Origin of the sequence: Ruegeria hyattellae (assembly GCF_041537925.1) — a bacterium.
Lineage (GTDB): Bacteria > Pseudomonadota > Alphaproteobacteria > Rhodobacterales > Rhodobacteraceae > Ruegeria_C.
The window spans coordinates 76,929-100,608 of the sequence record NZ_JBGOSH010000007.1 but is presented as its reverse complement, the minus strand read 5'-3'; the positions used below and the strand labels follow the sequence as shown (position 1 = coordinate 100,608).

Here is a 23,680-nt window from a genome sequence, read left to right as displayed (position 1 = left end):
CCCGGTACTTTGCTTTGAGAAACTTGTCGCGACGAGCATCATTGAATTTGTATGGCATCGACCGTCGCTCACGTCACAGAATACGTTGGAACACTCTGAGCGACCGATCCCTGCATCAAGGTCGTTTGTTCCCTAGTCAGTCAGATATGTACGCACGCGCGCCGCTGCACTGGCGCCAGCCATATCTCCGATCTTGCTTTCCAAATGAGAAAGCTCGTCTATGTCGAGCGGTAGGCCTTGAAGCTTGCTCCTCCAAATACTCAATGAATGGCGCATGAACGTTGCATCAAGTTCAGCGCCAACATTCTTACAGTGACTAATTGCTTTCTCGAAATTGGCAATCACGGGTTTGCTGTCGCCTCCGTCAATCGACAGGCGAGCCTCGATTTCACAACACCTCGCCAATAGATACTCGTTATCTATGTCTTCCCAGAATATCCTCGACTTCAAGACGAACTCACGACATTCCTCGCGAGAATCAACGGTCCATTCTTTTAGCGCCTTTTGAGCTTTAACCAAATTTATTAGGGCAGAAACTTCAGCGGATGGATAGTCGCCGATCAATTTTTCGACTGTCTTCATGTAGTTGTCAAAACTGCGTCCTTCATCATCAGATTCCAAAGATGCAACTGCGGGTTCTAAGGATGCAACTGTCGCAAGCGAGAGAAAGACGCGTGGCCGTAACTCATGATCCGCAATATAGTCGGCATGCGGTTTAGCGTTTCTTAGGAAGTGTTTCGAACCATCGAAATCAAATCTGGCTAGGCAAATATCCCCCAGAATCAATAAGTCACGTACCACGCCGTGTTTACGGTTTAGTCGGACATTTATTTCTTTGGCTTCTTCCGCCAGTTGTTTCGCCACGTCTAACCTACCCCAAACCATTTGATTGCGAGCCAAAAGGTTCAAGTTGTCAGCGGAGCACGATATTCGCTCCTTTCTCACGTTGATATCATAAGAGATGCGGGCTTTTGCTTCTGCTTCAACGAATTTGCCTTTTGATTGAAGTGTTAGCGCGAGTTCGTTGAGCGCATCAGCTTTGCCAGAATCATAATTGCGCTCGTCGAAAATGCTCAGCGCCTCGTATAGCCGCTGCTCTGCTTGGACAAAATCACCGTTTAAGCGACAGATACGTCCGTAGCAGCGTAAGCTGTCGGCTTTGCCAAGCTCGTGTCCGAGCTCTTCGTTTCCAACAAGAGAATGGGTGATTAACTCTTCTGCCGTGCGAAAATTTCCACGCGCCACCTCAATCGTAGACAAATTGGCATTTGCGCGCGCTTTCCAACCAACTTCTGTGTCGCCGCATCTTTCTAATATTAAATGATAATTCTTCGCAGCGTTGCTGTACTCTCCGATTCTATATAAAAATTTCGCGCAATCACTCAATACGAGAAAAGAGTTTGGATAGATCGCAAGTAATTCTGCATAAATTCTCCTTGCGCCTTCTATGTCGCTATCATCGGCTCTCTTGTCCGCTTCTTCTATTCGGCTAATAAATTCCGCAGATTCATATACTTCTGGCCCAGATTCTCCCGGAAATGGTAGATGGTTGATGTGCTTGCTAGCAAATGGGCTGAATTGCCATTCTTGCCGATCTTGTATGACACCATCTTTGATGTCATTCAGCCACTGATTAAACAAGCTCTGCAGCCTAGACTTGAATGCCGCCAAATCATCAAATGGTTGACTTATACCAAGTCGCTCATCTTGAAATTTTTTTCTGAACTCAATGACTCGACCCAATTGTTTACCTGGGTCAGCTAGAAGTTCTTGGTCGATATCCTTAAACAGCACAGCGATGTCTCGCATTGGCATATTCGGGTCATTGATAATCTCCCGTGCTCGCTTATACTCCTCTTCGGATCCCGATGTGTGCTCATCGTGTCCTGTAGGGCTTCCCCAACGTTTCCACATCAACAAAACTAAGAAGTCACATTTTTCCAAGCTTTGAATTATTCGTGCCTGTGGCCGTTGGTTGCCGCCCGGCGCTATCTCTTCCCAGTAGATCGGCCAAAAGTACACCGCACGCTTCAGCGCTACATTTGAGTTGAAAGAACTTAGCTCTCGCAGAAAAACTTCGCGCTCTGCATCGACGTCGCTAGGAGAAGCAAGAAAGACGCGAACGATTTCTGCCTTGAAACTCAATGGCAACCTCCTGATTGGAAGTCGCAGTTTAACAATCCCGGCTGCTCGAGTCGATATCTCAGGACAATGGCCTGAGGGCCATGGTTCTCGATTTAATGTTGACCATGGATTGGTTCGTAACTAACGCCCAGATTCTCCGCTCAGCCTAAAGATAAGTGTGTGTTTGGGTCTCCTTTTGGTTGGTAGCGGACTGATGCGACCGCAGAAGTGAGGTCAAGGAGCATGAACACTCTTGGCTCGCAGCCCGGTTTCGTTTGAGCTTAAATCAATGAGTCTGGAGCCTAAGTGTTCAGCTAGAAATTCATGAATTTTAGAGTCCCAGAAACTCAAATCTCTAAGTGATTGATTTTGTTGAAACCCCTGTCTCACTATCAAAGAGATCCGACAACGGCTTTGATGGAATGGACATCCCCTGTTTTCTCATCTGATAGGTTTTGGGGATGGAGCCATCAAAGCCGAAAACAGAAGCCGGGATCGGCGTCCGAGTTCTCAACCGGATGACCGGCCTTGGTCGCCCAAGTTTCGAACGCACCGCCTGAATTCCGTCTCGGGTAGGGCGCGTTCCGAGCTCCAGATCATCCGTGCAACAAGCCCTATCCACACATGCAACAACGTCCCCTCAAGGTACGGTCGCTCCCGCAGCCGAAGCGCGCTCGTTAAGGTTCTGGACTTCTGACTCGGATCGGTCAGGCCACAGCCGCACCGAGAGCGCCAAGTAGCGCCTCCCTGCCTCGATCATCGCCGCTTCGAACGCGCCAGCCGGAAAGACCTTCGGCTCGATATATTCACCTTTCAATTCGATCTCATCTCCATTTCGCTGCATTGCGATCTTCTCGTCAGAGGCGAAGAGATCCAAGGTGTATTCGCCCGATTTTCGCAGCGCGACGATCCCGTCGAAGCACAGGGCCGGCACCATCCATTGCAAGGCATCACTGATGTCCACCATGACCTCACGCGTTGAAATCTGCAGGCTGCCCTCCTGCTGGTAACTGACATCAAGCCGGGATCGTTCGAACCCAGCCAGTTCGGCCTCGGGCACTATCTCATCAGGTGGGACAAAAATGAACAACGTCACCGAAACGGGTTGGTCCATCATAGATCGGTCCCTTCTGTTGTTTTACGTGAGTGCATCTTTCATCCCGTGCATATCGAGGTTCTTGATTTGTAGGACATTTGTACCGCCGCGAGGAAAAAATTGGCCAACCCAAGCTGCCTGCGGATTGGCGCCCGAATTCGGATCCTTGTTGAAACCAATCTTCGCCGTCCCACCGTTACCATCATTTACATTGTCTTCGTAGGAATAGGTACCGCCGTTGTTCAACGCGGTTTCGTCAAGTGGCTGTGGATTCGCCAAATGTTCCAACGCCCCTTTGACTTTTCCCTCGATATTTGTGACATCGGTGCCTCTGGGATAAAGCGTGACGGGCGAGTTGTTGTTCGGTGGGCTCAGAGTGAAGTTGCAGTGCTTGCGCGTATGCCGTTCGACGATGTGATCCAAACGCACCTCTGTCGCGACACCGCCGGTCGGTGTAACCGAGGTTCGCGGAGGATGCGTGGTATCGTGTTCGAGCGAAGCGGCATGCTGGATCAGTTCGTCTTGACTGAGCCTTGGAACGTTAGCGGGACCGCCCGCGGTTGGGTCATTGGCGCGCTGATCGAGCTGGGTGAAGAACTTGCTGTGCAAATGGGTCACGTTGCCGCCATGGCCTGGCGCGCAGACTACGTTTTGCATCCCTTTGCCAGGCTGGTTGGGCTCCTTCGCCTTCGACTCCTCCAGAATCCAATCCTCGGCGGTCTCCATCGCATCCAGCATCGAATCCAGATCACCCAGATGATCGCCCGCATTGTTCTTGAAGGCGTTATAAAGCTCTTTGAGCTTCTTTCCATCCGGCTTCGTGCCGCCTTTGGGCGTGAACCCGTAACGCATGACGCTGGCCAGTCGGTCACGGTGGATGTCGCGTCCACCAATATTGGCCTTGCCGCGCTTGGCAAACCCGCCCGCTGTCAGCAAGTCATTGAATTTGGCCGCCTCGGTATCGCCCCGGAATTCGCCCACCATGTCGATCAGGATCTGCGGGTCCTTCGCTCCGGCCCCGTCCACTGGACCGGTGGAATCATCCAGACAACCGTGCTTGTAGAGCGACCCGAGGACCTCGGGATGGTGCCCCAGCACGCCGGTGGTCATCACACCCTTCAGATCGCTCAGCGCGTTGGGGTTGGCCGTTGTATCGCTCAGCCCCTTCATCAGCTTGATCAATTCGGCGGGATCGCCATCACAACCCGGCTCGAATAGGCTGCCCAGACATTTTGCACTGGTTCCCGTGGGTTTATTCGCATCGTCCCGGGTGCCCAGACCACCCTTCTGCAGCAAATCGGTCAGGTTGCTCTTGTTTTGTCCCTTGGTCAGTTCAGTTGTCAATGCCCCAAGTTTGGCGCCGTCTCCCTTGCAGCCAATGCCCACAAGATGCCCCAACACCACAGGGTCATTGCCCAGGCCGCTGTCCTCCAGCACCTCTTTCAGCGCATCGCACTCAATATTTCCCATACCGTCGCACAAAACCGCCAGCGCCTTTGCACGACGGGTATCCTCGGGATCAACCGCTGCGTCGGGACGCGGGCCGCCACTGTGTTTGAGCAGTTGCGCCAGACAGGTTGGATCGACCTTAGGCCTGCCATCGACGCCCACAACGCTGCTATCCAGCCCGCCCTTCTTCAGCATCTTCGCCAACCCCTCGCGCTTGGGCTTGTCATCGAACGCGCCGATCGTCGCCTTCAGCTTGGCGAGATTGCCATCACACCCGACACCGATCAGATGGCCCAGAGGCTCGGGCGCCTGACCCAGACCGCCTTCGCCCAGCACATCCTTGAGGGTTTCGCAATCGCCCTTTTCCAGCCCATTGATCAAATCGGCCATCTTACCCATTCGGGTATTGGCATTAGCTGGGGTTGGGCCTGCGCCATGTTTCAGAATTTGACCCAGGCATTTCGGATCGATATCTCCGGACGCCAGCGGGCCGGATTTACCTTTTAACCCGCCATCCGTCAGCAATTGCTTCAACTTATTCGGACCCGGGTTGACCTTGAAGGCACCTGCGAAGGCCGTAAGCTGTGCCGCATCGCCACCGCAGCCGATGCCAATGGCGTGGCCCAAAGCTTCCGGCGCCTGACCCAATCCGCCGTCGCTCAGAGCAAGTCTGAGATCCTTGCATCCGTCTTCGTCCATGTTGGTGAACAGTTTTGCAAGCGCGTCGGAGCGGCGCCTCGCGTCATTGTCGGCAAACCCGTGCGGTGCGGGCCCGGCAGCGTGTTTCAGCATCATCGCCAGACATTTGGCGTCAATCTCCTTATCCGCCAATGGAGGCGGTGCTGTCCTGCCGGCCAGTCCGCCATCGGACAACATCCGCTTCATCCCATCGCGCTTTTCATCGGTATCAAAGGCGCCACCAAGATCGATCAGTTTGGCCGGATCGCCATCGCATCCGGTAGCCAGCAGTTCCCCAAATGCCTCGGGCGCATCCCCCATCCCGCCTTTGTCAACAAGACCTTTGAGGTTTGCGCGTTTGAGATTGTCGGCGTCCTCGTCTCCGGAGAAACTGGTGCAAAGGGCCTGAAACTTGTTGGAATCGCCCTCGCATCCAGTCGTGAACAACGCCATCATGGCCTTTGGTTTGGCGCTCAGCCCTGCATCCTTGGCCAGAGTTTTGAAATCACCGACTTTGTCGCCGATGGCCGCATGTAGTTTTTCGATGTCCTTTGCACTGACACCGGCACCCAACATATCAGCCACCAGCTTGGGTTCCAGATCGGCGCAAAGCTTCTTGATCTCTTTGTCATCCAAATTGGTGTCGTTGAAAAGTTTGAGCAGAGCGTCCTTCCCGCCAAGCTCGCTCAGTAATTTCTGCAACTCTTCAGCATCGCCCAATTCTTTGATCAGTGCCCCAAGCTTGTCGGCACCGCCTAGGTCTTTGCACAGACCTCCAAGCTCTGTCGCAGAAAATACGGCGCGGCATGCCAGCATTTCTCTCCGGTTGCCCAAGCCGTCTTCTAACTCCTGATATTTATCGTGTGTGACACCAGCCGCGTCGCAAAGGTCTTGGATGCCCTTGGCATCACCCAGAACAGCCAATTCATCCGAAACACTGGTCGCGATCTTTTGCAACTCTTCAAGCTTGGATTGCGCGGCTTCGTTGTTTTCCTTTGTCACATCTTTGGAAAGCTCGAAAGCCAGCTCTTCGCGCGCGGTTTTCAGCATTTCAAGCTGATCTGCCAGAATCCCGACAACCTCGACATGTTCGCCATCTCTTTGGATCTGATCGTGAGTGTCGCGTCGGATTTGGGCGGCTTCGCTCAGATCACGTGCTTTCTGTTTTGCTTGTTCCAGCAGCGATTGAGCATCATCCAATACTGTCTGTATCAACGGCGTTTCAGCCAGCTTGTTCGCAACCTTATCCCGGGCCTCAGCCAGCGCAGTCTTTTCCTGCTCAACGGCATCACCATGATCCTCGAGCTGTTCGGCCTCGGAAATGATCCGCCGTTTTTCTTCCTGACGTTTCTGCACCGCTTCCCGGATACGTTCGGCCAGAACCTCGGCTTCCTCCAGTGCTACGGCGGCTTCCGCCAGCACCTGATCGGTCAGTGGCGTCTCGGCCAGCGTGTTCGCAACCTTCTCCCGCGCTTCAGCCAGCGTCGACTTTTCGTCCTCATCGGCATCACCATGATCCTTAAGCTGTTCGGCCTCGGAAATGATCCGCCGTTTTTCTTCCTGACGTTTCTGCACCGCTTCCCGGTTACGTTCGGCCAGAACCTCGGCTTCCTCCAGTGCTACGGCGGCTTCCGCCAGCGCCTGATCGGTCAGTGGCGTCTCGGCCAGCGTGTTCGCAACCTTCTCCCGCGCTTCAGCCAGCGTCGACTTTTCGTCCTCATCGGCATCGGCATGTTCCTCAAGCTGTTCAGCCTCGGAAATGATCCGCTGTCTTTCTTCCTGACGTTTTTGCACCGCTTCCCGGATACGTTCGGCCCGTTTCCTGGCTTCCTCCAGTGCCAAGGCGGCGTCCGTCAGCACCTGATCGGTCAGTGGCGTCTCGGCCAGCGTGTTCGCAACCTTCTCCCGCGCCTCCGTCAAGGCCTGTCTATCTTCGTCATTCGCACCGGCGTCCAACTCTATCCCGGACAGTTCTTCGGAAATTTTCCGGTGGTTCTCTAGCCGGCGATTCACATCGGTTTCGATTTCAGACGCGACATTCTTCGCAGCTGTTAACGCAGCATCAGCCTTCGTAAGGGCCTCATCCGTCAAGGGTTGAACTGCAAGCAGATCCGTGACCTTCTTTCGAGCTTCTTCGAGCCGCCGTTTTTCGCTGTCATGCGCCGTTTCCGGCACAGATATGTGGGCTTCTTCATTCCGGATACGGTCGGCCTCGTGGTTTCGGCTGGCAACCTTTTGTTTGATTTCCGCGACTTCATCTTCGACCGCGGGCACATCGTTTCCCGCGTAGGACCGTAGGGTTTGCAGATCGGCGGTTGCGATTTTTGCCAACAGATCTTCGGCCTGCAGAATAAGACTGATGAGTTCGGCAGGATCCGACCCCGGCACTACATCCTCGCTGGTTGATTTTTCCGGAACGACAGCGCGAACGCGGCGATGCAGTTGCTCGCGCAAATTGTCCGCTTCTTTTTCTTCCGGGTCATCATCTTCGGGTTCGTCAGGATCACGTTTGTCCTCGTCTTGGTCTCCCTCGTTGCCTGCTTCGTTCTCATCCGCGCCGTGATCTTTGGGCGGTGGAAAGTTTTCGTCGTCCTCGCTGTCTTCATTGTCGTCGCGGTCTGTCCCTCGGCTTTGTTGATCCTGCTGAGAGCCTCCGCCTTTGCTCAAAGACACGCCGTAGTGAGGAGCCAGCGCCTTCCCCCAATCCACGTAATCGGACGGAGGGTTTTCATTTTCCTCGGTGCCGTTTTCGTTTTCGTTGTTGTTGTTGTTCGGCATGGCGAAAGCCTTTCCGATCAGGCAGCCAGTGCGCGATCAATCTCATCCAAAGCGTTGGTCAACGTCACCCTGATTTTCAGAGGCACTTTCAGAGGATTGGCGTCCAGCAACGGCAGGATCGGGCTGGTTTCGACGAAACTGCGCATATTCTGCATGGCGGCGCGCAGCGTCTGCTCGGCCTTGGTTCGCGTGTCGGCGTCCGCTGCCGCGTCAACCTCCAACAATCCAACCTGTAAGGCGACCAGCCGGGTTTCTGTGGCACTGTTCAGACCCACGTCCGCTATGCGTTCAAGGAGCGGCACGCCACTGTTCTTCATCGCATCTTGCAATTGACCAAGCTGGTCATTCGTGTCGTCCTTGGCATTACGCCAGATCGGCAGGGTCAGCGGAATTCCGACCTGAACCGGCTGTAGCGCTTCGCGCAACTCCGCAATATGGGTGATGGCCTTGTCCGGGTCTTGGGCTTTCAGCGCAGCACTGCCGTCTTGTGCCATCGCGATTAGGGTTTTGCGTTTTGGAGCATCAATCCCCTCGACCGTCGCGATCTGACCGGCCAAGTCCTTGAGCCGCCCATGCAACGCGGTCACATTGATCGGTGGAGGAGGTGGTGGTTCTGGAACGGCAGCGTCCTGCGCGGCAGGGCTGACTTTTTGCAGCGCCGCCTGCACCGACCTGATGCCCTTTGCAGACGCTTCACTATGCCCTGAATCGAGCATTTGCCCGATCTTCTGAAGCGCCTGTCTCAGTTTGCCTTTCACCGCTTCATCACGATGCGCACCCACAAGCTCAGTCAGCCGGGCATGCGCCTGTCGCAGCTTTTCAAGCTTCGGATCTGCCGCTCCGTGCTGGACCTGATCACCATCGCTTTGCGTAACGCAGGCCAAAGCCTGGTCCAGCTTGTCCAGCAATCCCGCCGCCGCTGTCAGTTTGCCGCCTTTCATCAACGCGGCGGCCTGCATCATCGCGGCGGACAGCTTGGCGCGTTGAGGGTCGGAAACCGCCTGAATCTGTGGTTGCAGCGCCTTGAACCGCAGTGCCAGCGCGCGCGCGTCAAGCGAGGAAACGGCCGGTTCAGGACCTCCTGCAGATGCGGATGGTTTGTCGGCGGGTGCGGTCTCTTCGAGGATCGCTGGTTTGGTGCCATCGCCGTCGCCGTCATCGATGTCCGACTCGAACACCGAACCGTCCGGTCCCAGAACCTGAACGTCAAGAGGCGCACCGTTGAGCTTTAGAAACGCCTTCAGCTTCTTTGCCATCGTCGGCAGCGGTTCTTCGCAAACCAGAGTCATCAACTTGCCATCGACAGAACATGTCCCAAAGGCGGCCTTGGCACCCGGCCCTGATTTCTTGACCGACCGGCCAACCAAATCGGGGGCCTTGCGCTTATCCAATCCGAACATGTGCTCGTCGGGCCCTTTTCCCGGATTGAAAGCGAACGAGAGTGAGGTTTTGCGGGCGAGCGTCACCAATTTTTTCAGAGCACCGCCAGAAACCGCAAAGTCAGACATGAATCCGTCTCCAACAGTGCTATCAAGTAGGTGTGCCTAGAGTCTCCGACATCCGCCGTCTCAAATCAAGCCAGTTGAAATCAACTTTACCGCGAGAGACGCGGATTCGGGCGGCAAAACAGTTTTTGGCAATCGGGCCATCCATTGTGACTGGAGCTTGTCCGTGATGACCCGATCAGAAATGAGACCAAGGGGACCTGTTGCAAAGTGGATGTGTCGCAAACTTTTGGAACGGCCAGCGCCAGCGACCTACCGGACACACCTATCCTGCGATCTCGGCAAACAGCCGAAAGCCCGACGTGGTAGTGTTGGAGAATTGCTGCTTTCGGATCATGTTGGCGACCTCAATGCCGTCCAGAGTAGCCGAGGCGGATCTGAACGATTTGAACCCACACATGTGCCGTATGCGACGCTTGATGAACCTATGATCCTGCTCGATCAGGTTGTTCAAATACTTGGACCTGACCGTTTGGATTTTGGTTGAGCAGCCAAACCGATTAAGGATTTTGTTCACTTCTCGAATGCCCGCCGCATTAGCTCCACTTTTGTCGATAACGATCTTTTCTGGAATTCCATTAGAAGACAGCGCTTTGGCAAAGAAACTAGCTGCTGCTGGACGGTTCCTCCGCTCAGACAGCATGAAATCAAGGGTATTTCCAGCTTTGTCGACGGCCCGATAAAGGTACATCCATTTGCCGCGAACACGAACGTATGTCTCGTCCATGCGCCAGGAACTCAGCGTTGGTCGCTTCTTCGATTGCGCGTTCACAGCGATCATCGGTGAATACTTAACAACCCACCTATTGAGAGTGGCGTGGTCCACCTGCACGCCTCGTTCAGCCATGATTTCTTCCAAATCCCGATACGACACTGTGTACCGCAGATAGAAAAAAACAGCGTACAAAACTGCGTCTTTGGGGAAGTGACAGCCTTTCAATGAGATCATGTCGAAACCTGTTCGAAAACTATTCGGCGGGAACAAACGCCAGATCCGGCGTGCCCGTCAATCGGGCATCGAAGTTTGCGACACATCCAGTTGAAGCCCAGATCGGTAGATGGAAACAAGTTATCGGTGATTGCCTGCAAGCACGTGACTTCGACCGTCAAATAGCCGAAGCGAAGATTGCATCAAAGGCACTCAACCGCATGACATCTCTCGGTCGTGCGGAATATCAACGCGTCTTCTAAAGTTTTGGGGTTTGGGGCAATCTCGCCTCACTTATGATCCGCGCAACACGGTCGTCGGTAGGTTGCAACTTCGCCCGGTTTGATCCAACTGGTGCTTGGTCTGTAACGCTATTCGGGAATGTCCGGTGATAAATTTCAAAGGTGCGCACTATCCGCAATCGGTGATCCTGTACGCGGTCTATTTCTACGTTCGCTTTTGCACCTCGACAGGAGCCAAGGGAGAGAATTTCACTACCCATATGCTGAGCTTCGCGTGATCGACCGCGACGCCGCGCTTGGCCAGGATCTCCTCCAGATCTCGAAGGGAGACCGAGTATCGCAGGTGGAAAAATACCGCATGAAGAATGGCTTGCTTTGGTAGATCGTAACCTTTGAACGCGATCAAATTGTGCACTTGCTCCACAAATTCTCACATACATCATGTCGGTAGGGGGTGCACCAGGCAATCAAGTCAAAAAGTTAACGACAAAGCCGCGACAGATCCACACACGGCTCTTCAGATCCATGTTTTTGTTCATACTTTTTTCAGAACAAGGTCAGCGCATCTTTCTCCGAGCATCATTGCAGGCGCATTTGTGTTGCCAGCATTTATGTCTGGAACAGCTGACATGTCGCACACCCGCAACCCTTCGATACCACGTACGCGCATTCGTGCGTCGAGTACGGCCATGGCGTCGCCATCCTGGCCCATCCTGGCAGTTCCCGCCGGATGATAGTTTGTCTTCACGAAGCGCTTGCAGTGGGCGCGGAGCGTTTCATCGTCATCCGCTGTTGGTATCACGATCTCTCTGGTGCGTTTTGCCAGAGGACCGGTTGAAAACGCTTTGCGGAAGAACCTTTGGCCGCGGATCATTTCAGACATGTCGTCTTCGTGTTTGAGGAGATTTGGTGAGACACAGGGCATAGCGCTGGGATCAGCGGAACGAAGGCGGACTTCGCCTCGGGACTTGGGCTTGACCACAACGGTGGTAACAGTAAGGCCATAACCGTCCTGCACTTCATCAAGTGCATCGCGGTCAAGATAGACAATGGGAACACAGAATGCCTGAATCGTTGGTTCTTTTTCGGGGTTTGCCGGATTGACGAATGCTCCGGCTTCCACCCCGGCGGATGTGACGGGGCCGCTGCCGAATAGCTTGAACTGGATGCCGTTGCGCAGCATCCGCCATCCGTTGCCTTGTTTGAAATACCCGTAGGGACCGTTCGCAAATGCGGTAATTGGGACTTCGGGATGGTCTATCAGATTCTGGCCGACGCCCGGCGACGAACAGACGATATTAATTTCATGAGACGCCAAATCCTTTTCTGGCCCGATTCCCGAAAGCAATAGGATCTTGGGCGTGACCAGCGCACCAGCGGCAATTATGACTTCACCGTCGCAGTGCACTCTATGTTTTCCCGTCTTGTCGCGATATTCGACGCCCACAGCCCGGTCTTTTTCGATGATGATCTTGCTGACTTCTGAATGAAGGCGCACAGTCAGAGCGGGGCTCGAGCTCAAAGGGCTGAGGAAGGCGTATGCGGATGAACTACGCCGACCGGTGCGATTGGTAAATTGGTAGAAGCCCACCCCGCGCTGGGTTGGTCCATTGAAGTCGGGGTTGAACGGTTCGCCAAGCGTCTGGACGGACTGCACAAACCATCGGGACATGTCATCAATATGCCCAGGGTCCGAAACTAGTAGCGGTCCTTCAGTGCCATGGAGATCATTGGCAAAGCGATTGTTGTCTTCCATTCTGATGAAATAGGGCAATACGTCGTCCCATCCCCAACCCACGCCATCGTTGCTTTGACGCAGCATGTCGTCCCAGGCTTCGTAATCTGAGGGTCGACCACGCATATAAACTTGTGCGTTGACGGATGACCCACCCCCCAGGACATGTCCCTGTGGAATGTCATGAACCCGGCCATCCAGATGATCCTGAGGCTCGGTTCGGTGATACCGCATGAATTTTGAGCCATTGATCATCTTGAAAATACCTGGTGGCATATCAAGAAGCGGGTGGCAGTTGGAGTGCCCGGCTTCCAGAACAAGCACGCGATGCTTGCCATCCCCCGCCAGTCTTCCAGCCGCAGCAGCACCGGCCGAACCGCCTCCGATGACGATATGATCGAAAGTTTCGTTCATGACATTGCCCTTAGCCACGCGTTTTGGGTTGGGTGATCGAGTCGCGTTCCACCAGTTCGCATTCCAGCTTTACCAAAGGGTGTCTTTGATCTCCGGTTGGGCCATGAAACAATTGTTCAATCACCCAACGGCCCATCGCACGAGTCGGCAAGATCATCGATGTCAGCGGTGGCGACAAATGGCGAGCTGTCTCATCATCATCGAAGCCGATGACAGACACATCTTCCGGAATTGCCAATCCAAGTTCTTTTAGAGCCTCGTAGCATCCGATTGCCATTCTGTCGTTTTGACAAAAAATGCCAGTAGGCGGGTTCGAAAGGCCCATCAACTTTTGTGTGGCGGCATAGCCCGCGCTTGGAAGCCAATTTCCTTCTACGACCAGATCTTCGTCGAACGGGATGTCAGCGGAAGCCAAAGCGTTGCGATAGCCCGTTGTCCGCCCCGCAGCACATTCCATGAATGGCTCTCCGGTGATCGTCGCGATGCGCTCATGACCGGCTCTGATCAGAGCATTGGTTGCTGAATGCCCTCCGGCGATTTCCCCGGGGATGACCGCTGGAAACAACAGATCTTCGGAGAAACAGTTTAGCAAAAGGACCGGTGTGGCGGTTTGGCGGAGTAGTTCCGGCACAACCACGCGGCGGGTAAATACAGTGGCGTAGATTATGCCGGCGACTTTCTGGTCCAAAAAGAACTGCAACGTACTTGGCTCAACCTCCGGGTCGTTCTGGGTTTCAGCCAGGAGCACAAGGTTTCCAGTCTCCCGCACGGCTTGCTTAACGCCGTTGAATGCGTTGACCATTTCGGGACTGCTTGCCAGATCATCCACAACAAAGGCGATAGCATCATCAAGAATCGTCGACCTGCGTTCTTTTGTGCTGGGTTTGGTGTTTTGATTGGGTACCGAATAGCCGAGCGTCTTGGCAGCATCGAGAACTCGTGTTTTTGTGTCCTCTGAAATCTTGACCGAGTCATTCTTGTTAAGAACAAGAGACACCGTTGTTTGTGAGCATCCTGCCACCCGCGCGATGTCATGCATAGTTACCCGCTGCCGACCGGCAACTTTCCCAACGCCTCTGTGCTGACTTGATTTTTTTGCTTGTTCATTCATCTGGCAACCCGATTCCTTCCGACATTAGTAACCTCTGAACACAAGGTGCGCAACTAATATTAGCCAGAAAAAGTAATATTAGTGTTGACGAGCGGATAATATTAATGCCACGAATTAGCCGTGACAGTCGTATTGCGACTCACTCATCGCAAGAAGGGAGGGCGGGCAATGCAGCCAGCGTCGGGCATTGTCGAAAACAAGGATCAGCGGTCGATGTATATCGGCGGTCGGTTCATTGAACTGAATGACTCGGTCGTAACAGTGGAAAACCCCGCGACCGAGGCCGTCATAGCATGTGTCCCTGATGGAAATGCAGTGCACGCGGACATGGCAGTTGCTGCCGCAAAGGACGCTTTTCCAGCGTGGGCAGCGCGACCTGCCATTGAGCGCGGGAAAGCTATTGCAGCCCTCGCAGATGCGATCGAACTGGACACTGAGCGGCTGGCAATCTTGGTCACTTCAGAACAGGGCAAGCCAATATCGCAGGCCAAAGGAGAAGTGGTTGCGGCTGTTACGTTCCTGCGTTACGCCGCTGAAGAAGCGCGCAGAATTACTGGCGACATCATGACGTCGGATAACCGGTCAGAGGAAATTCAGATCAGGCGACACCCCTACGGCGTAGTTGTTGCCCTAACGGCCTGGAACTATCCGCTTGCACTCGCTGCTCGAAAGATCGGTCCGGCGCTGGTTGCCGGGAACACGATCGTTTTGCTGGGCCATGAAGTCACCCCCCTTTCCGGACTCGCAATTGCTGAACTGGCTGACAAAGTTGGCATCCCACCCGGGGTTCTGAATGTTGTTACTGGAAGAGGGCCCGTTGTTGGTCAGAGGCTGGTTGAACATCCCGACACAGCCCTGGTGACAATGACCGGAAGCACGCGCGCCGGACGCGAAATATTCCGAACTGCGGCCGATCAGATCAAAGTGGTTCGCCTGGAGTTGGGGGGAAAGGCGCCGTTCATCGTAATGGAAGACGCAAACATTGATTCGGCTGTCGAGGCGGCAGTGGTCGCGCGTTACACAAACTGCGGCCAGATATGCACCTGTAACGAGCGCATGTATCTGCATCGCGCCATCGCCGAACAATTCCTTGAGAAATTCGTCACGGCGTCCAGAGCCCTGACGATCGGGGATCCGATGGCCGATCACGACATTGGTCCAAAGGTTAGCGCAGTCGAAGTGGCGAAGGCCGCAGAGATAGTGGATCGAAGCGTCGCCGGGGGCGCAAAGGTGCTTCTATCCGGCGGCCCGCTGAACGGCGGTGACCACGAAAGAGGTCACTGGATGTCTCCGACCGTGCTTGAAGTCACCAACAACAATAACGCCATCATGCAAGAAGAGGTCTTTGGCCCCGTCGTTCCGGCCATGCGTGTTGACAACTTTGATCAAGCTATCGCGCTTGCAAACGACACGTCCTTCGGGCTTTCGGCGTATTTGTTTACCTCCAATCATCAACGGCTGATGGAGGCGCCGCGCCGCCTGAAATTCGGCGAACTTTATCTCAACCGCGCCAATGGCGAAGCGGTCCAGGGGTTTCATACCGGTTGGGACTTGTCGGGCATTGGCGGCGAAGACGGTGCATATGGCTTCGACGGCTATCTCAGAAAGCAGACAACTTACATGAATTGGGCATGACCTGATAATCCGCGGTCAAACGGAGGAGACCGCACCATTAGTGGAGGAAAACTATGAAACGCAGACATCTTTTGATCACATCGGTTATCGCCGGTGCACTCCTGGGGACCACGGCGCTGGCTCAGGATTTGCCGCCCCTGGAACAGAAAGAACGCTACCGGGTCGGATTTGCGCAGATGGAGTCGAACAACCCCTGGCGGATTGCGGAAACCAAGTCGTTTCATGATACCGCCGAAGCCTGCGGCTGGGATCTGATTGCAACGGATGCGGCGGGATCAGCGGCCAAGCAGGTGGCCGATGTCGACAGCATGATCGCCCAAGGGATCGATGTTCTTTTCTTGCCGCCGCGAGAGGAAAAGCCTTTGATCCCGGCCGTGATGAAAGCGCGTGCCGCGGGCATTCCGACCTTCCTCGTTGACCGCTCGGTGGACCCAGCGGTTGCCAAGCCCGGCGAACACTTTGTTGCATTCCTCGGGTCGGACTTCATCGATCAGGGAAACCGTGCAGCCGGTTGGCTGATGGAGAACTTTGATGGCGACAAGGGCATCATCGTTCAACTTGAGGGCACGACCGGTTCCTCGCCCGCAAATGATCGCAAAAAGGGCTTTGACGATGCCATTGCGGCGGATGACCGCTTTGAGATTGTTGCTTCGCAGACCGGCGATTTTGCCCGCGACCTTGGGCGTCAGGTTATGGAAACGCTGCTGCAGGCGCATCCCGACGTAAACGTGGTCTACGCGCATAATGACGAGATGGCGATTGGGGCGATCCAGGCGCTGGAACTGGCTGGCCGGAAACCGGGAGAGGACGTGACGATCGTGTCCATAGACGGAACACGCGACGCCCTGCAGGCCGTCATTGACGGCAAGATGGGAGTGACGGTTGAAAGCTCACCGTTCTTTGGGCCGCTGGCGTGCGAGGTCATGAAGAAATACGCGGCAGGGGAACAGATTCCTGAATGGGTAAAGGTCGAAGACCGTATCTTCACCCAGGACAATGCTGCCGATCACATCGACGAGGCTTATTGATCCTCCCTGGTGGGTGGGGCCGGCAATCCGTCGGTCCCGCCCGCGATTATTTGGAGTTCGAGATATCATGAACGCTCTTGTTTCGATGTCGGGTATCGAAAAGTCTTTTGCGGGTGTACCAGCGCTAAGCCAGGCTAGCCTTGAGATCGAACCAGGTGAGGTTCACGCCCTCATTGGCCAGAACGGCGCCGGAAAATCGACGATGATCAAGGTCCTGACGGGGGTGTACCGCCGGGACGGCGGCAGCGTTGTGATTGGACGCCGTGAAAGCGACATATCCAGCCCCCGCGACGCGCAGGAAGCGGGGATCGCAACGATCTACCAGGAACTGAACCTGGTTCCGTTGCGCAGCGTCACCGAGAACATCATCATGGGCTATGAGCCCAAGCGCTTAGGTCTGTTTGTAGATTGGCGCGAAGGCAACAGGCGTGCACTCGAGGTCCTTGCGCGCTTTGGGATCGACATAGATGTCACTGAGCCGCTGGGCAATTTCTCGACAGCGATTCAACAGCTTGTGGCAATTGCCCGGGCTGTGTCGCTTGACGCAAAACTTGTGATCATGGACGAACCCACTTCTTCGCTTGATGCCAGTGAGGTGGAGGTTCTGTTTGGCGTGGTGCGAGAGCTGAGGAATCAGGGCGTATCGGTTCTGTATGTGTCGCACTTCCTCGACGAGCTTTTCCAGATCTGCGACCGCGTCACCACCATGCGAGATGGCAGAACAGTCAGCACCCGCAATGTCAGCGAGACGAAAAAGCTTGAGATGATTGCCGATATGCTTGGCAGGAACACGGACGAGATCGCGGCCGAGGGCATGACCGATTTTGCCGGGGCCAAGGCAAAGCGGGGCGATATACTGCTGCGCTCCGAGAACGTCTCGACCGGGCCCCGGTTGACGCATTTTGACCTGACACTTCATCGCGGCGAGATCGTAGGGCTTGGCGGGCTGCTGGGCTCGGGCCGGACTGAGGCGGCGCGCGCGCTTTTTGGCGTGGACGCGCTTGAAGACGGGGTCATCGAGCTTGATGGCCATCCCGGCCAACCTTCGGGTCCCGGCGAAGCGATCAGAAAGCGGATTGGTTTCCTGCCCGAAGACCGCAAGGCTGAAGGGATCATTCCGGACATGTCCGTGCGCGAGAACATGACCCTCGCGTTGCTGCCTAAACTGGCCAAACGCGGACAGATAGATTTCGAGCGTGAGCGCGAGATTGTTGACGCGTTCATCAGCGATCTGGGGATCAAGACCGCTCATATGGATCAACCCATCCGGGAGCTGTCTGGCGGTAACCAGCAGAAGGTTCTGCTTGCCCGGTGGTTGGCGACCGAACCCGACATCCTGATACTGGATGAACCGACCCGCGGCGTGGATGTGGGCGCAAAACGCGAGATACAGTCGTTTATCCGTTCATATGTCGACAAAGGCTTCGGTGTCGTACTCATCAGCTCCGAGTTCGAGGAGTTGGTGGAAGGTGCTGACCGTATCGTCGTCATGCATGAAGGCCGCTCGGTGACGGAACTGGCCAACCCGGGCATCACAGAGAATATACTGGTGGGCGCCCTCGCGCATCACGACGCAGGAGCCGACACATGGAACGCACAATGAAGCTTCCGAAACGGGTCGCATCGATGCCTTTGCGTTTCCACGGCGGGATCGTCGCCCTGGTTGTGCTTTTGGTGTTCAATGCGCTGTTCACGCCGAATTTCCTGCAGTTGCAGACCCTGTTCGTGAACATCAGCCAGGTCGCGACGATTGCGATCGTCGCAATGGGAATGACGCTGGTGATCGCCACCGGTGGCATCGACCTGTCCGTGGGCGCGGTTATGGCTCTGGCCGGCGCGCTTGCGCCGCTCATCTTCCTTTCCGACCTCGGAGCGGCAAATCCAGCTTTGGGCGTGGCTCTGGCGATCATCCTGCCGTTGCTGGTGGCAGGGCTGTGCGGCGTGTTCAATGGGGTCATGGTTGCCGTGTTGAACGTCCAACCGATCATCGCAACGCTCATTCTGTTCATCTCTGGCCGTGGCATTGCGCAGGTCCTCACCAACGGGAACCTGCAGACCTTCTCGAACCCGTCCTTTAGCTATCTTGGGACGGGCAAGATCCTAGGCCTGCCGTTCCAAGGCTGGTTGGCTCTTGTGATAGCGTGTGTCCTGTTCTGGGTGATCACCAGAACCACCTGGGGGCGTTACCTGCTGGCGATCGGGGGGAACGAACGTGCGGCATTCCTGTCCGGTGGCCCGGTGCGCAGGGTAAAGATCGGGGCTTATGTTATTTGCGCGGTGTTATCCGGCTTTGCAGGGCTGATTGTAGTGGCAATCAACTCTGCCTCGGACGCTGCGCGAAACGGCAACTTGATGGAACTTGACGCGATTGCCGCCGCGGTCGTCGGCGGCGCGCTGCTGCAAGGCGGCAGAGCGCCAATTTTCGGCGCCATTCTGGGCGCTGTGATCATCCAGCTCGTAAAATATACGCTGCTTGCGAACGGAGTAGAGGATGAGGTCGCTCTGATCGCAAAGGCTGCAATCATCATCCTCGCCGTGTGGATGCAGCAGCTTCGGAGGACCTGATCAATGCTTAATGAAACAGCTTTTGATCTACGCAAATACCTGCGCCGCAACTCTGCTTCGGTCACGGTTTGGGTGGCCCTGGGTGCGCTGATCCTGTTCGGGCTGATGCGATATGACAACTTTGGCAGCGCCTATAACTTTTCGTCGTTCCTGAATTACAACGCCATGTTCATCGCGATTGCTTTGGGAATGTGCTTTGTGATCATGACCGGTGGGATTGATCTGTCGGTGGGATCTGTCGCTGCGTTCACCTCTGTCGTGGCGGCTTATCTGAGCCCTCACGGAATACAGGTCGCCCTGCCCGGCGCGATCCTCGCTGGTGTTGGGTTTGGCGCCATTAATGCGTTCTGCATCATCCTTTTGCGAATTCCTCCTTTCATAGCGACCTTGGCGACGATGCTCGCGGCAAAGGGGGGTGCATTGGTGATTTCGGGGGCACAGACGATTTCGGTCGATTGGGGATCGAACTTCACCAAACTCGGCATGGGGCAGGCATTCGGCTTGTTCCCATGGGCCATTGTCATCGTCGCCGGATTGGCGCTGGTTCTTTGGCTTGTGCTTGAGAAAACAACGATCGGCCGAACCGTCCTTGCCATTGGCGGCAGCGAAGATGCCTCCAACCTCATGGGGCTGAAGGTCAATCGCGCCAAGGCGTTTGTGTACCTGCTTTCGGGAGGCTGCGCAGGATTGGCGGGGCTGATTCTGGCATCCGGTTTCGGAGCAGGTCAGCCCCTGGAAGGCATCGGATGGGAACTGTCGGCCATCGCGTCGGTTGTCGTTGGCGGGACGCTTTTAACCGGGGGCATGGGGTCGATCCCGGCAACTGTGGCTGGCGCATTGCTTCTTGGTCTCGTCTTCAATGTTCTGAACTTTGAAAACGGTCAGGGCACGATCAGTTTCAGCGCGTATTGGCAGATGGTGATACGAGGCGGCTTTCTATTTGCTGTTATTCTTCTGCAATCCCGCGTTATCGCGAAGCAACAAAAGGTCATTGGCTCGTGAACCGCATAACATCTGTCGAGGCACAGCTCTTCAACGTTCCGCTGGTCGAAGTTCTGGTTGATGCCAAGCACGGCGATCACACGTTTTTCCAGTTGATCACTGTCGCGATCCGAACGGATGATGGGGTGGAAGGCGTCGGTTACACTTATACCGGCGGCAAAGGTGGGCATGCCATTCTGGCGATGGTCGAACACGATCTGGCACCGTTCCTGATCGGGAAGGACGCCAGCCAGATCGAGGCACTACACGATGCCATGCAGTGGCATGTGCATTACGTGGCCCGAGGCGGGATCGCATCCTTTGCGATATCGGCTGTAGATATTGCGCTGTGGGACATTCGCGGAAAAGAGCGCGGGGCCCCACTGTGGAAAATGGCCGGAGGCGCGTCGGATCGGTGCAAGGCCTATGCGGGCGGCATTGACCTGAACTTCTCTCTGGACAAGCTGCTGGCCCAAACCGAGGGCTATCTGGCACGCGGCTTTAACGCGGTGAAGATCAAGGCCGGCCAACCCGATCTGGCCGATGATCTTGCGCGTGCCAGGGCTGTACGGGACATGCTTGGTCCCGATCGCTATTTCATGGTTGACGCGAATTATTCGATGACGGTCGAGCAGGCTGTTGTGGCGGCACGTGGCTTTGCGGAAACCGACATTCTTTGGTTCGAGGAGCCAACCATTCCCGACGATTACAAGGGGTACGGGCGCATCGCACTGGAAACCGGCGTGCCGCTGGCGATGGGCGAGAACCTGCATACGATCCATGAGTTTGAATACGCGTTCGAGGATGCTCGCCTCAGCTTTGTCCAGCCGGATGCGTCGAATTGCGGTGGGATTACCGGTTGGCTGCGGGTCGCGGCCCTGAGCCATCAACACGGGATACCCGTTTGCAGCCACGGTATGCAGGAACTCCATGTGAGTCTGGTTTCGGCACAATCGAATTCAGGTTGGCTTGAGGTGCATTCTTTTCCAATCGATCAATACACCTCCCGCCCGTTGGTCGTGGAAAATTGTCTGGCAGTTGCTCCGGATAAACCGGGTACAGGCGTGGTGTTTGACTGGGACAAGCTGAACGCAGAACACAAGGAAATGCATCTATGACGGGCCAAACGATTTCGGCGGCGTTCTACCGGGGCGACAAGAGTTTTGTCGTGGAAGACACGCAGTCCGTGCCACCTCGACCGGGACAAGCCACGATCCGCGTCGCCTATTGCGGGATTTGCGGAACGGATATGCATGTCTACCACGGCAATATGGACGCGCGCATCGGCTTGAACCGGGTGATCGGGCACGAAATGTCAGGGATTGTCGAGGCGGTAGGAGACGGGGTCGATATGGTGACTCCGGGACAGAAGGTTGTCGTGCGACCGTTGGATCACTGCGGCAATTGCCCGGCCTGTCGGCGTGGCCACAGGCATATATGCCAGAACCTGAAATTTCTGGGCCTTGATACGGATGGCGCCATGCAGGAGTTGTGGACTGTTCCGGCCCATACGCTGCACGTTCTGCCTGATGACCTGAGGATGGATCACGCCGCGCTTATCGAGCCAATTGCGGTGGCATGCCATGATGTGCGCTTGTCTGCATTGCAGCCGGGCGAAGATGTGGTCGTGATCGGTGGCGGACCAATTGGGATCCTGGTCGCCATGGTCGCCCGCGATGCGGGTGGTGACGTGGTCATTTCCGAAGTTAACCCCAATCGGTTGGCGATTGCGAAAAAGCTTGGCTTTGACACGATCAACCCGACCGAAGCCGATATAGTTGGCACGATAAATGCGCTTACCCGAGATAAGGGGGCTGATGTGGTCTTTGAGGTATCGGGAAAACAGCCAGGCGTGGATGCAATGACGGCGGTCGCCGCGACCCGGGCCCGGATTGTTATGGTTGCTATCCATGCGAAAAAACCGCAGATCGACCTGTTTCAGTTTTTCTGGCGCGAGCTCCAACTGATCGGTGCCAGGGTCTATGAGCCGGAAGATTACGAAAAGGCAGTCTCTGTCGTAGCCTCCGGCGCCGTTGCTGCGGATGTCGTGATCACAGATGTCAGCCCCTTGTCGGACATTCAGGCTGCATTCGATGCGCTGGATCGCAGTCCGACCGCCATGAAAAGCCTCATCAAAGTAGGTCCCAGTTCATGAATGTTTTACAAAGCTTTGACCTGACCGGGAAAACCGCGCTGGTGACAGGCTGTAAACGTGGCATCGGGCGGGGCATGGCTGAGGCCTTGGCATCGGCCGGTGCCGACATCATCGGCGTGTCCGCCTCGCTGGATCTTTCAGGGTCCGAGGTTGAAAAGTCGATCACAGAATTGGGTCGGACGTTCCGTGCCTATCGGTGCGACTTTTCCGATCGATCCGCACTGCGTGGGTTCATCGACCAACTCAGGTCGGACGGAGCAACTCCGGACATTCTTGTGAATAATGCCGGAACCATCAAACGCAAACTCGCCGCCGAGCATCCGGATGAATGGTGGGACGAGGTGATCGAAGTCAACCTGTCGTCCCAGTTCGTACTGTCCCGAGAGATCGGTAAGGACATGCTCGCGCGCGGATCGGGCAAGATCATTTTCACCGCCTCGCTGCTGACTTTTCAGGGTGGGATCACGGTTCCGGGATATTCAGCCTCGAAAGGTGGGATTGGACAGCTAACTAAAGCGTTGGCCAATGAATGGGCTGGACTGGGTGTGAATGTGAATGCCATTGCCCCAGGGTATATCGCCACAGACAATACGCAAGCATTGCAGGACGATCCAGTTCGCGCGAAGTCAATCCTCGAACGCACGCCCCAAGGGCGTTGGGGAACGCCCGCCGACTTTGCCGGACCGGTGGTATTTCTGTCCTCGGCAGCATCGGACTTCGTGAACGGTGAAATCCTGGTTGTCGACGGTGGGTGGATGGGACGCTAGGTATTCAGCTTCAGTACCTGACGCGTTGGAGAGCCTATAGTCGGTGCGCGGAAATCTAGACGACGATGAAGTCGGTGACGTACGTTTCGAGTTGAGCGAGCGTGTCGTGGTGATATCGTTAGACCGTCGCTCCTTTGATCTCCCGTTTCATTGATTCATCTTGGCCGTTCGCCCAAGATTGGTTCACTATGGTCGGGCACTGGGTGATATCACGCTCGCGGCAAACGCGGCTGAAGATGTGTTGGAACGCAAGACTATCCTGTTTTCGATCGGGGGGCCTGGCGACTACCTCTGGGTTTGCTTTGTTTATGCAATAGAAATGGACGCCTTCGGGGAACGTCAATTCGTGCTCGGGTGACTTGAAGGCGGAATTGCGGTTTCCCGCAAAAATATAGCGCGCTTGGCAGTTCCCGATTTCGCGGAACTCCGACAAAACAAGATTCCATGCTCCATGATTTGGACTACTGAGAAGCTGGGCGAAGGAGAACA

15 protein-coding genes and 1 pseudogene are annotated in these 23,680 nt (G+C 55.4%); 9 read left to right on the top strand and 7 right to left on the bottom strand.

From position 1 onward, the window contains the following. Positions 1-132 precede the first annotated feature (132 nt). The 5 genes from AB1E33_RS17240 to AB1E33_RS17220 form a co-directional block, all read right to left on the bottom strand. Entirely contained in the window at positions 133-2,145 is a 2,013-nt protein-coding gene (locus AB1E33_RS17240; protein ID WP_372578510.1) for a DUF4062 domain-containing protein, read from the bottom strand. 619 nt (positions 2,146-2,764) lie between these two features. Next, positions 2,765-3,241 carry a hypothetical protein gene (locus AB1E33_RS17235; RefSeq protein ID WP_372578509.1) on the bottom strand — a complete coding sequence of 159 codons (477 nt, stop codon included), beginning with the start codon at positions 3,239-3,241 and terminating at the stop codon, positions 2,765-2,767. A 21-nt stretch (positions 3,242-3,262) separates the two neighbouring features. Further along, positions 3,263-8,125, bottom strand: a complete 4,863-nt coding sequence (locus AB1E33_RS17230) for a coiled-coil domain-containing protein (protein WP_372578508.1) — start codon at positions 8,123-8,125, stop codon at positions 3,263-3,265. Positions 8,126-8,142: 17 nt separating this feature from the next. Next, positions 8,143-9,633 (bottom strand): hypothetical protein, encoded by a 1,491-nt coding sequence (locus AB1E33_RS17225; RefSeq protein WP_372578507.1) that lies wholly within the window; start codon positions 9,631-9,633, stop codon positions 8,143-8,145. A 262-nt stretch (positions 9,634-9,895) separates the two neighbouring features. Beyond that, a complete protein-coding gene (locus tag AB1E33_RS17220) occupies positions 9,896-10,579 on the bottom strand; it encodes an IS6 family transposase (protein WP_372578506.1) in 684 nt (227 codons plus the stop codon). A 367-nt stretch (positions 10,580-10,946) separates the two neighbouring features. Here AB1E33_RS17220 and AB1E33_RS29600 point away from each other — a divergent pair. Then, a pseudogene (locus AB1E33_RS29600) lies at positions 10,947-11,027 on the top strand (IS6 family transposase); the annotation flags it as partial. 308 nt (positions 11,028-11,335) lie between these two features. Here AB1E33_RS29600 and AB1E33_RS17210 read toward each other — a convergent pair. After that, positions 11,336-12,949 (bottom strand): GMC family oxidoreductase, encoded by a 1,614-nt coding sequence (locus AB1E33_RS17210; RefSeq protein ID WP_372578504.1) that lies wholly within the window; start codon positions 12,947-12,949, stop codon positions 11,336-11,338. 10 nt (positions 12,950-12,959) lie between these two features. After that, positions 12,960-14,060 (bottom strand): LacI family DNA-binding transcriptional regulator, encoded by a 1,101-nt coding sequence (locus AB1E33_RS17205; RefSeq protein ID WP_372578503.1) that lies wholly within the window; start codon positions 14,058-14,060, stop codon positions 12,960-12,962. A gap of 168 nt (positions 14,061-14,228) precedes the next feature. Between AB1E33_RS17205 and AB1E33_RS17200 the strand changes: the two genes are divergently transcribed. The 8 genes from AB1E33_RS17200 (at position 14,229) to AB1E33_RS17165 (ending at position 23,191) form a co-directional block, all read left to right on the top strand. Then, entirely contained in the window at positions 14,229-15,695 is a 1,467-nt protein-coding gene (locus AB1E33_RS17200) for an aldehyde dehydrogenase family protein (RefSeq protein ID WP_372578502.1), read from the top strand. 53 nt (positions 15,696-15,748) lie between these two features. Then, positions 15,749-16,723 carry an ABC transporter substrate-binding protein gene (locus AB1E33_RS17195; RefSeq protein ID WP_372578501.1) on the top strand — a complete coding sequence of 325 codons (975 nt, stop codon included), beginning with the start codon at positions 15,749-15,751 and terminating at the stop codon, positions 16,721-16,723. 67 nt (positions 16,724-16,790) lie between these two features. Next, a complete protein-coding gene (locus AB1E33_RS17190) occupies positions 16,791-18,326 on the top strand; it encodes a sugar ABC transporter ATP-binding protein (protein ID WP_372578500.1) in 1,536 nt (511 codons plus the stop codon). Beyond that, positions 18,311-19,288, top strand: coding sequence for an ABC transporter permease (locus tag AB1E33_RS17185; RefSeq protein WP_372578499.1), 978 nt, complete (start codon positions 18,311-18,313; stop codon positions 19,286-19,288). The genes AB1E33_RS17190 and AB1E33_RS17185 overlap by 16 nt, the downstream gene beginning before the upstream one ends. Positions 19,289-19,291: 3 nt before the next feature. Further along, entirely contained in the window at positions 19,292-20,290 is a 999-nt protein-coding gene (locus tag AB1E33_RS17180; RefSeq protein WP_372578498.1) for an ABC transporter permease, read from the top strand. Then, the gene (locus AB1E33_RS17175) at positions 20,287-21,387 is read left to right on the top strand and encodes a mandelate racemase/muconate lactonizing enzyme family protein (RefSeq protein ID WP_372578497.1); all 1,101 of its coding nucleotides are present in this window, start codon (positions 20,287-20,289) and stop codon (positions 21,385-21,387) included. Before AB1E33_RS17180 ends, AB1E33_RS17175 begins: the two co-directional genes overlap by 4 nt. Then, entirely contained in the window at positions 21,384-22,424 is a 1,041-nt protein-coding gene (locus tag AB1E33_RS17170; protein WP_372578496.1) for a zinc-dependent alcohol dehydrogenase, read from the top strand. Before AB1E33_RS17175 ends, AB1E33_RS17170 begins: the two co-directional genes overlap by 4 nt. Further along, positions 22,421-23,191: an SDR family oxidoreductase gene (locus AB1E33_RS17165; protein ID WP_372578495.1), complete on the top strand. Its 771-nt coding sequence runs from the start codon at positions 22,421-22,423 to the stop codon at positions 23,189-23,191. The genes AB1E33_RS17170 and AB1E33_RS17165 overlap by 4 nt, the downstream gene beginning before the upstream one ends. Positions 23,192-23,680 lie beyond the last annotated feature (489 nt).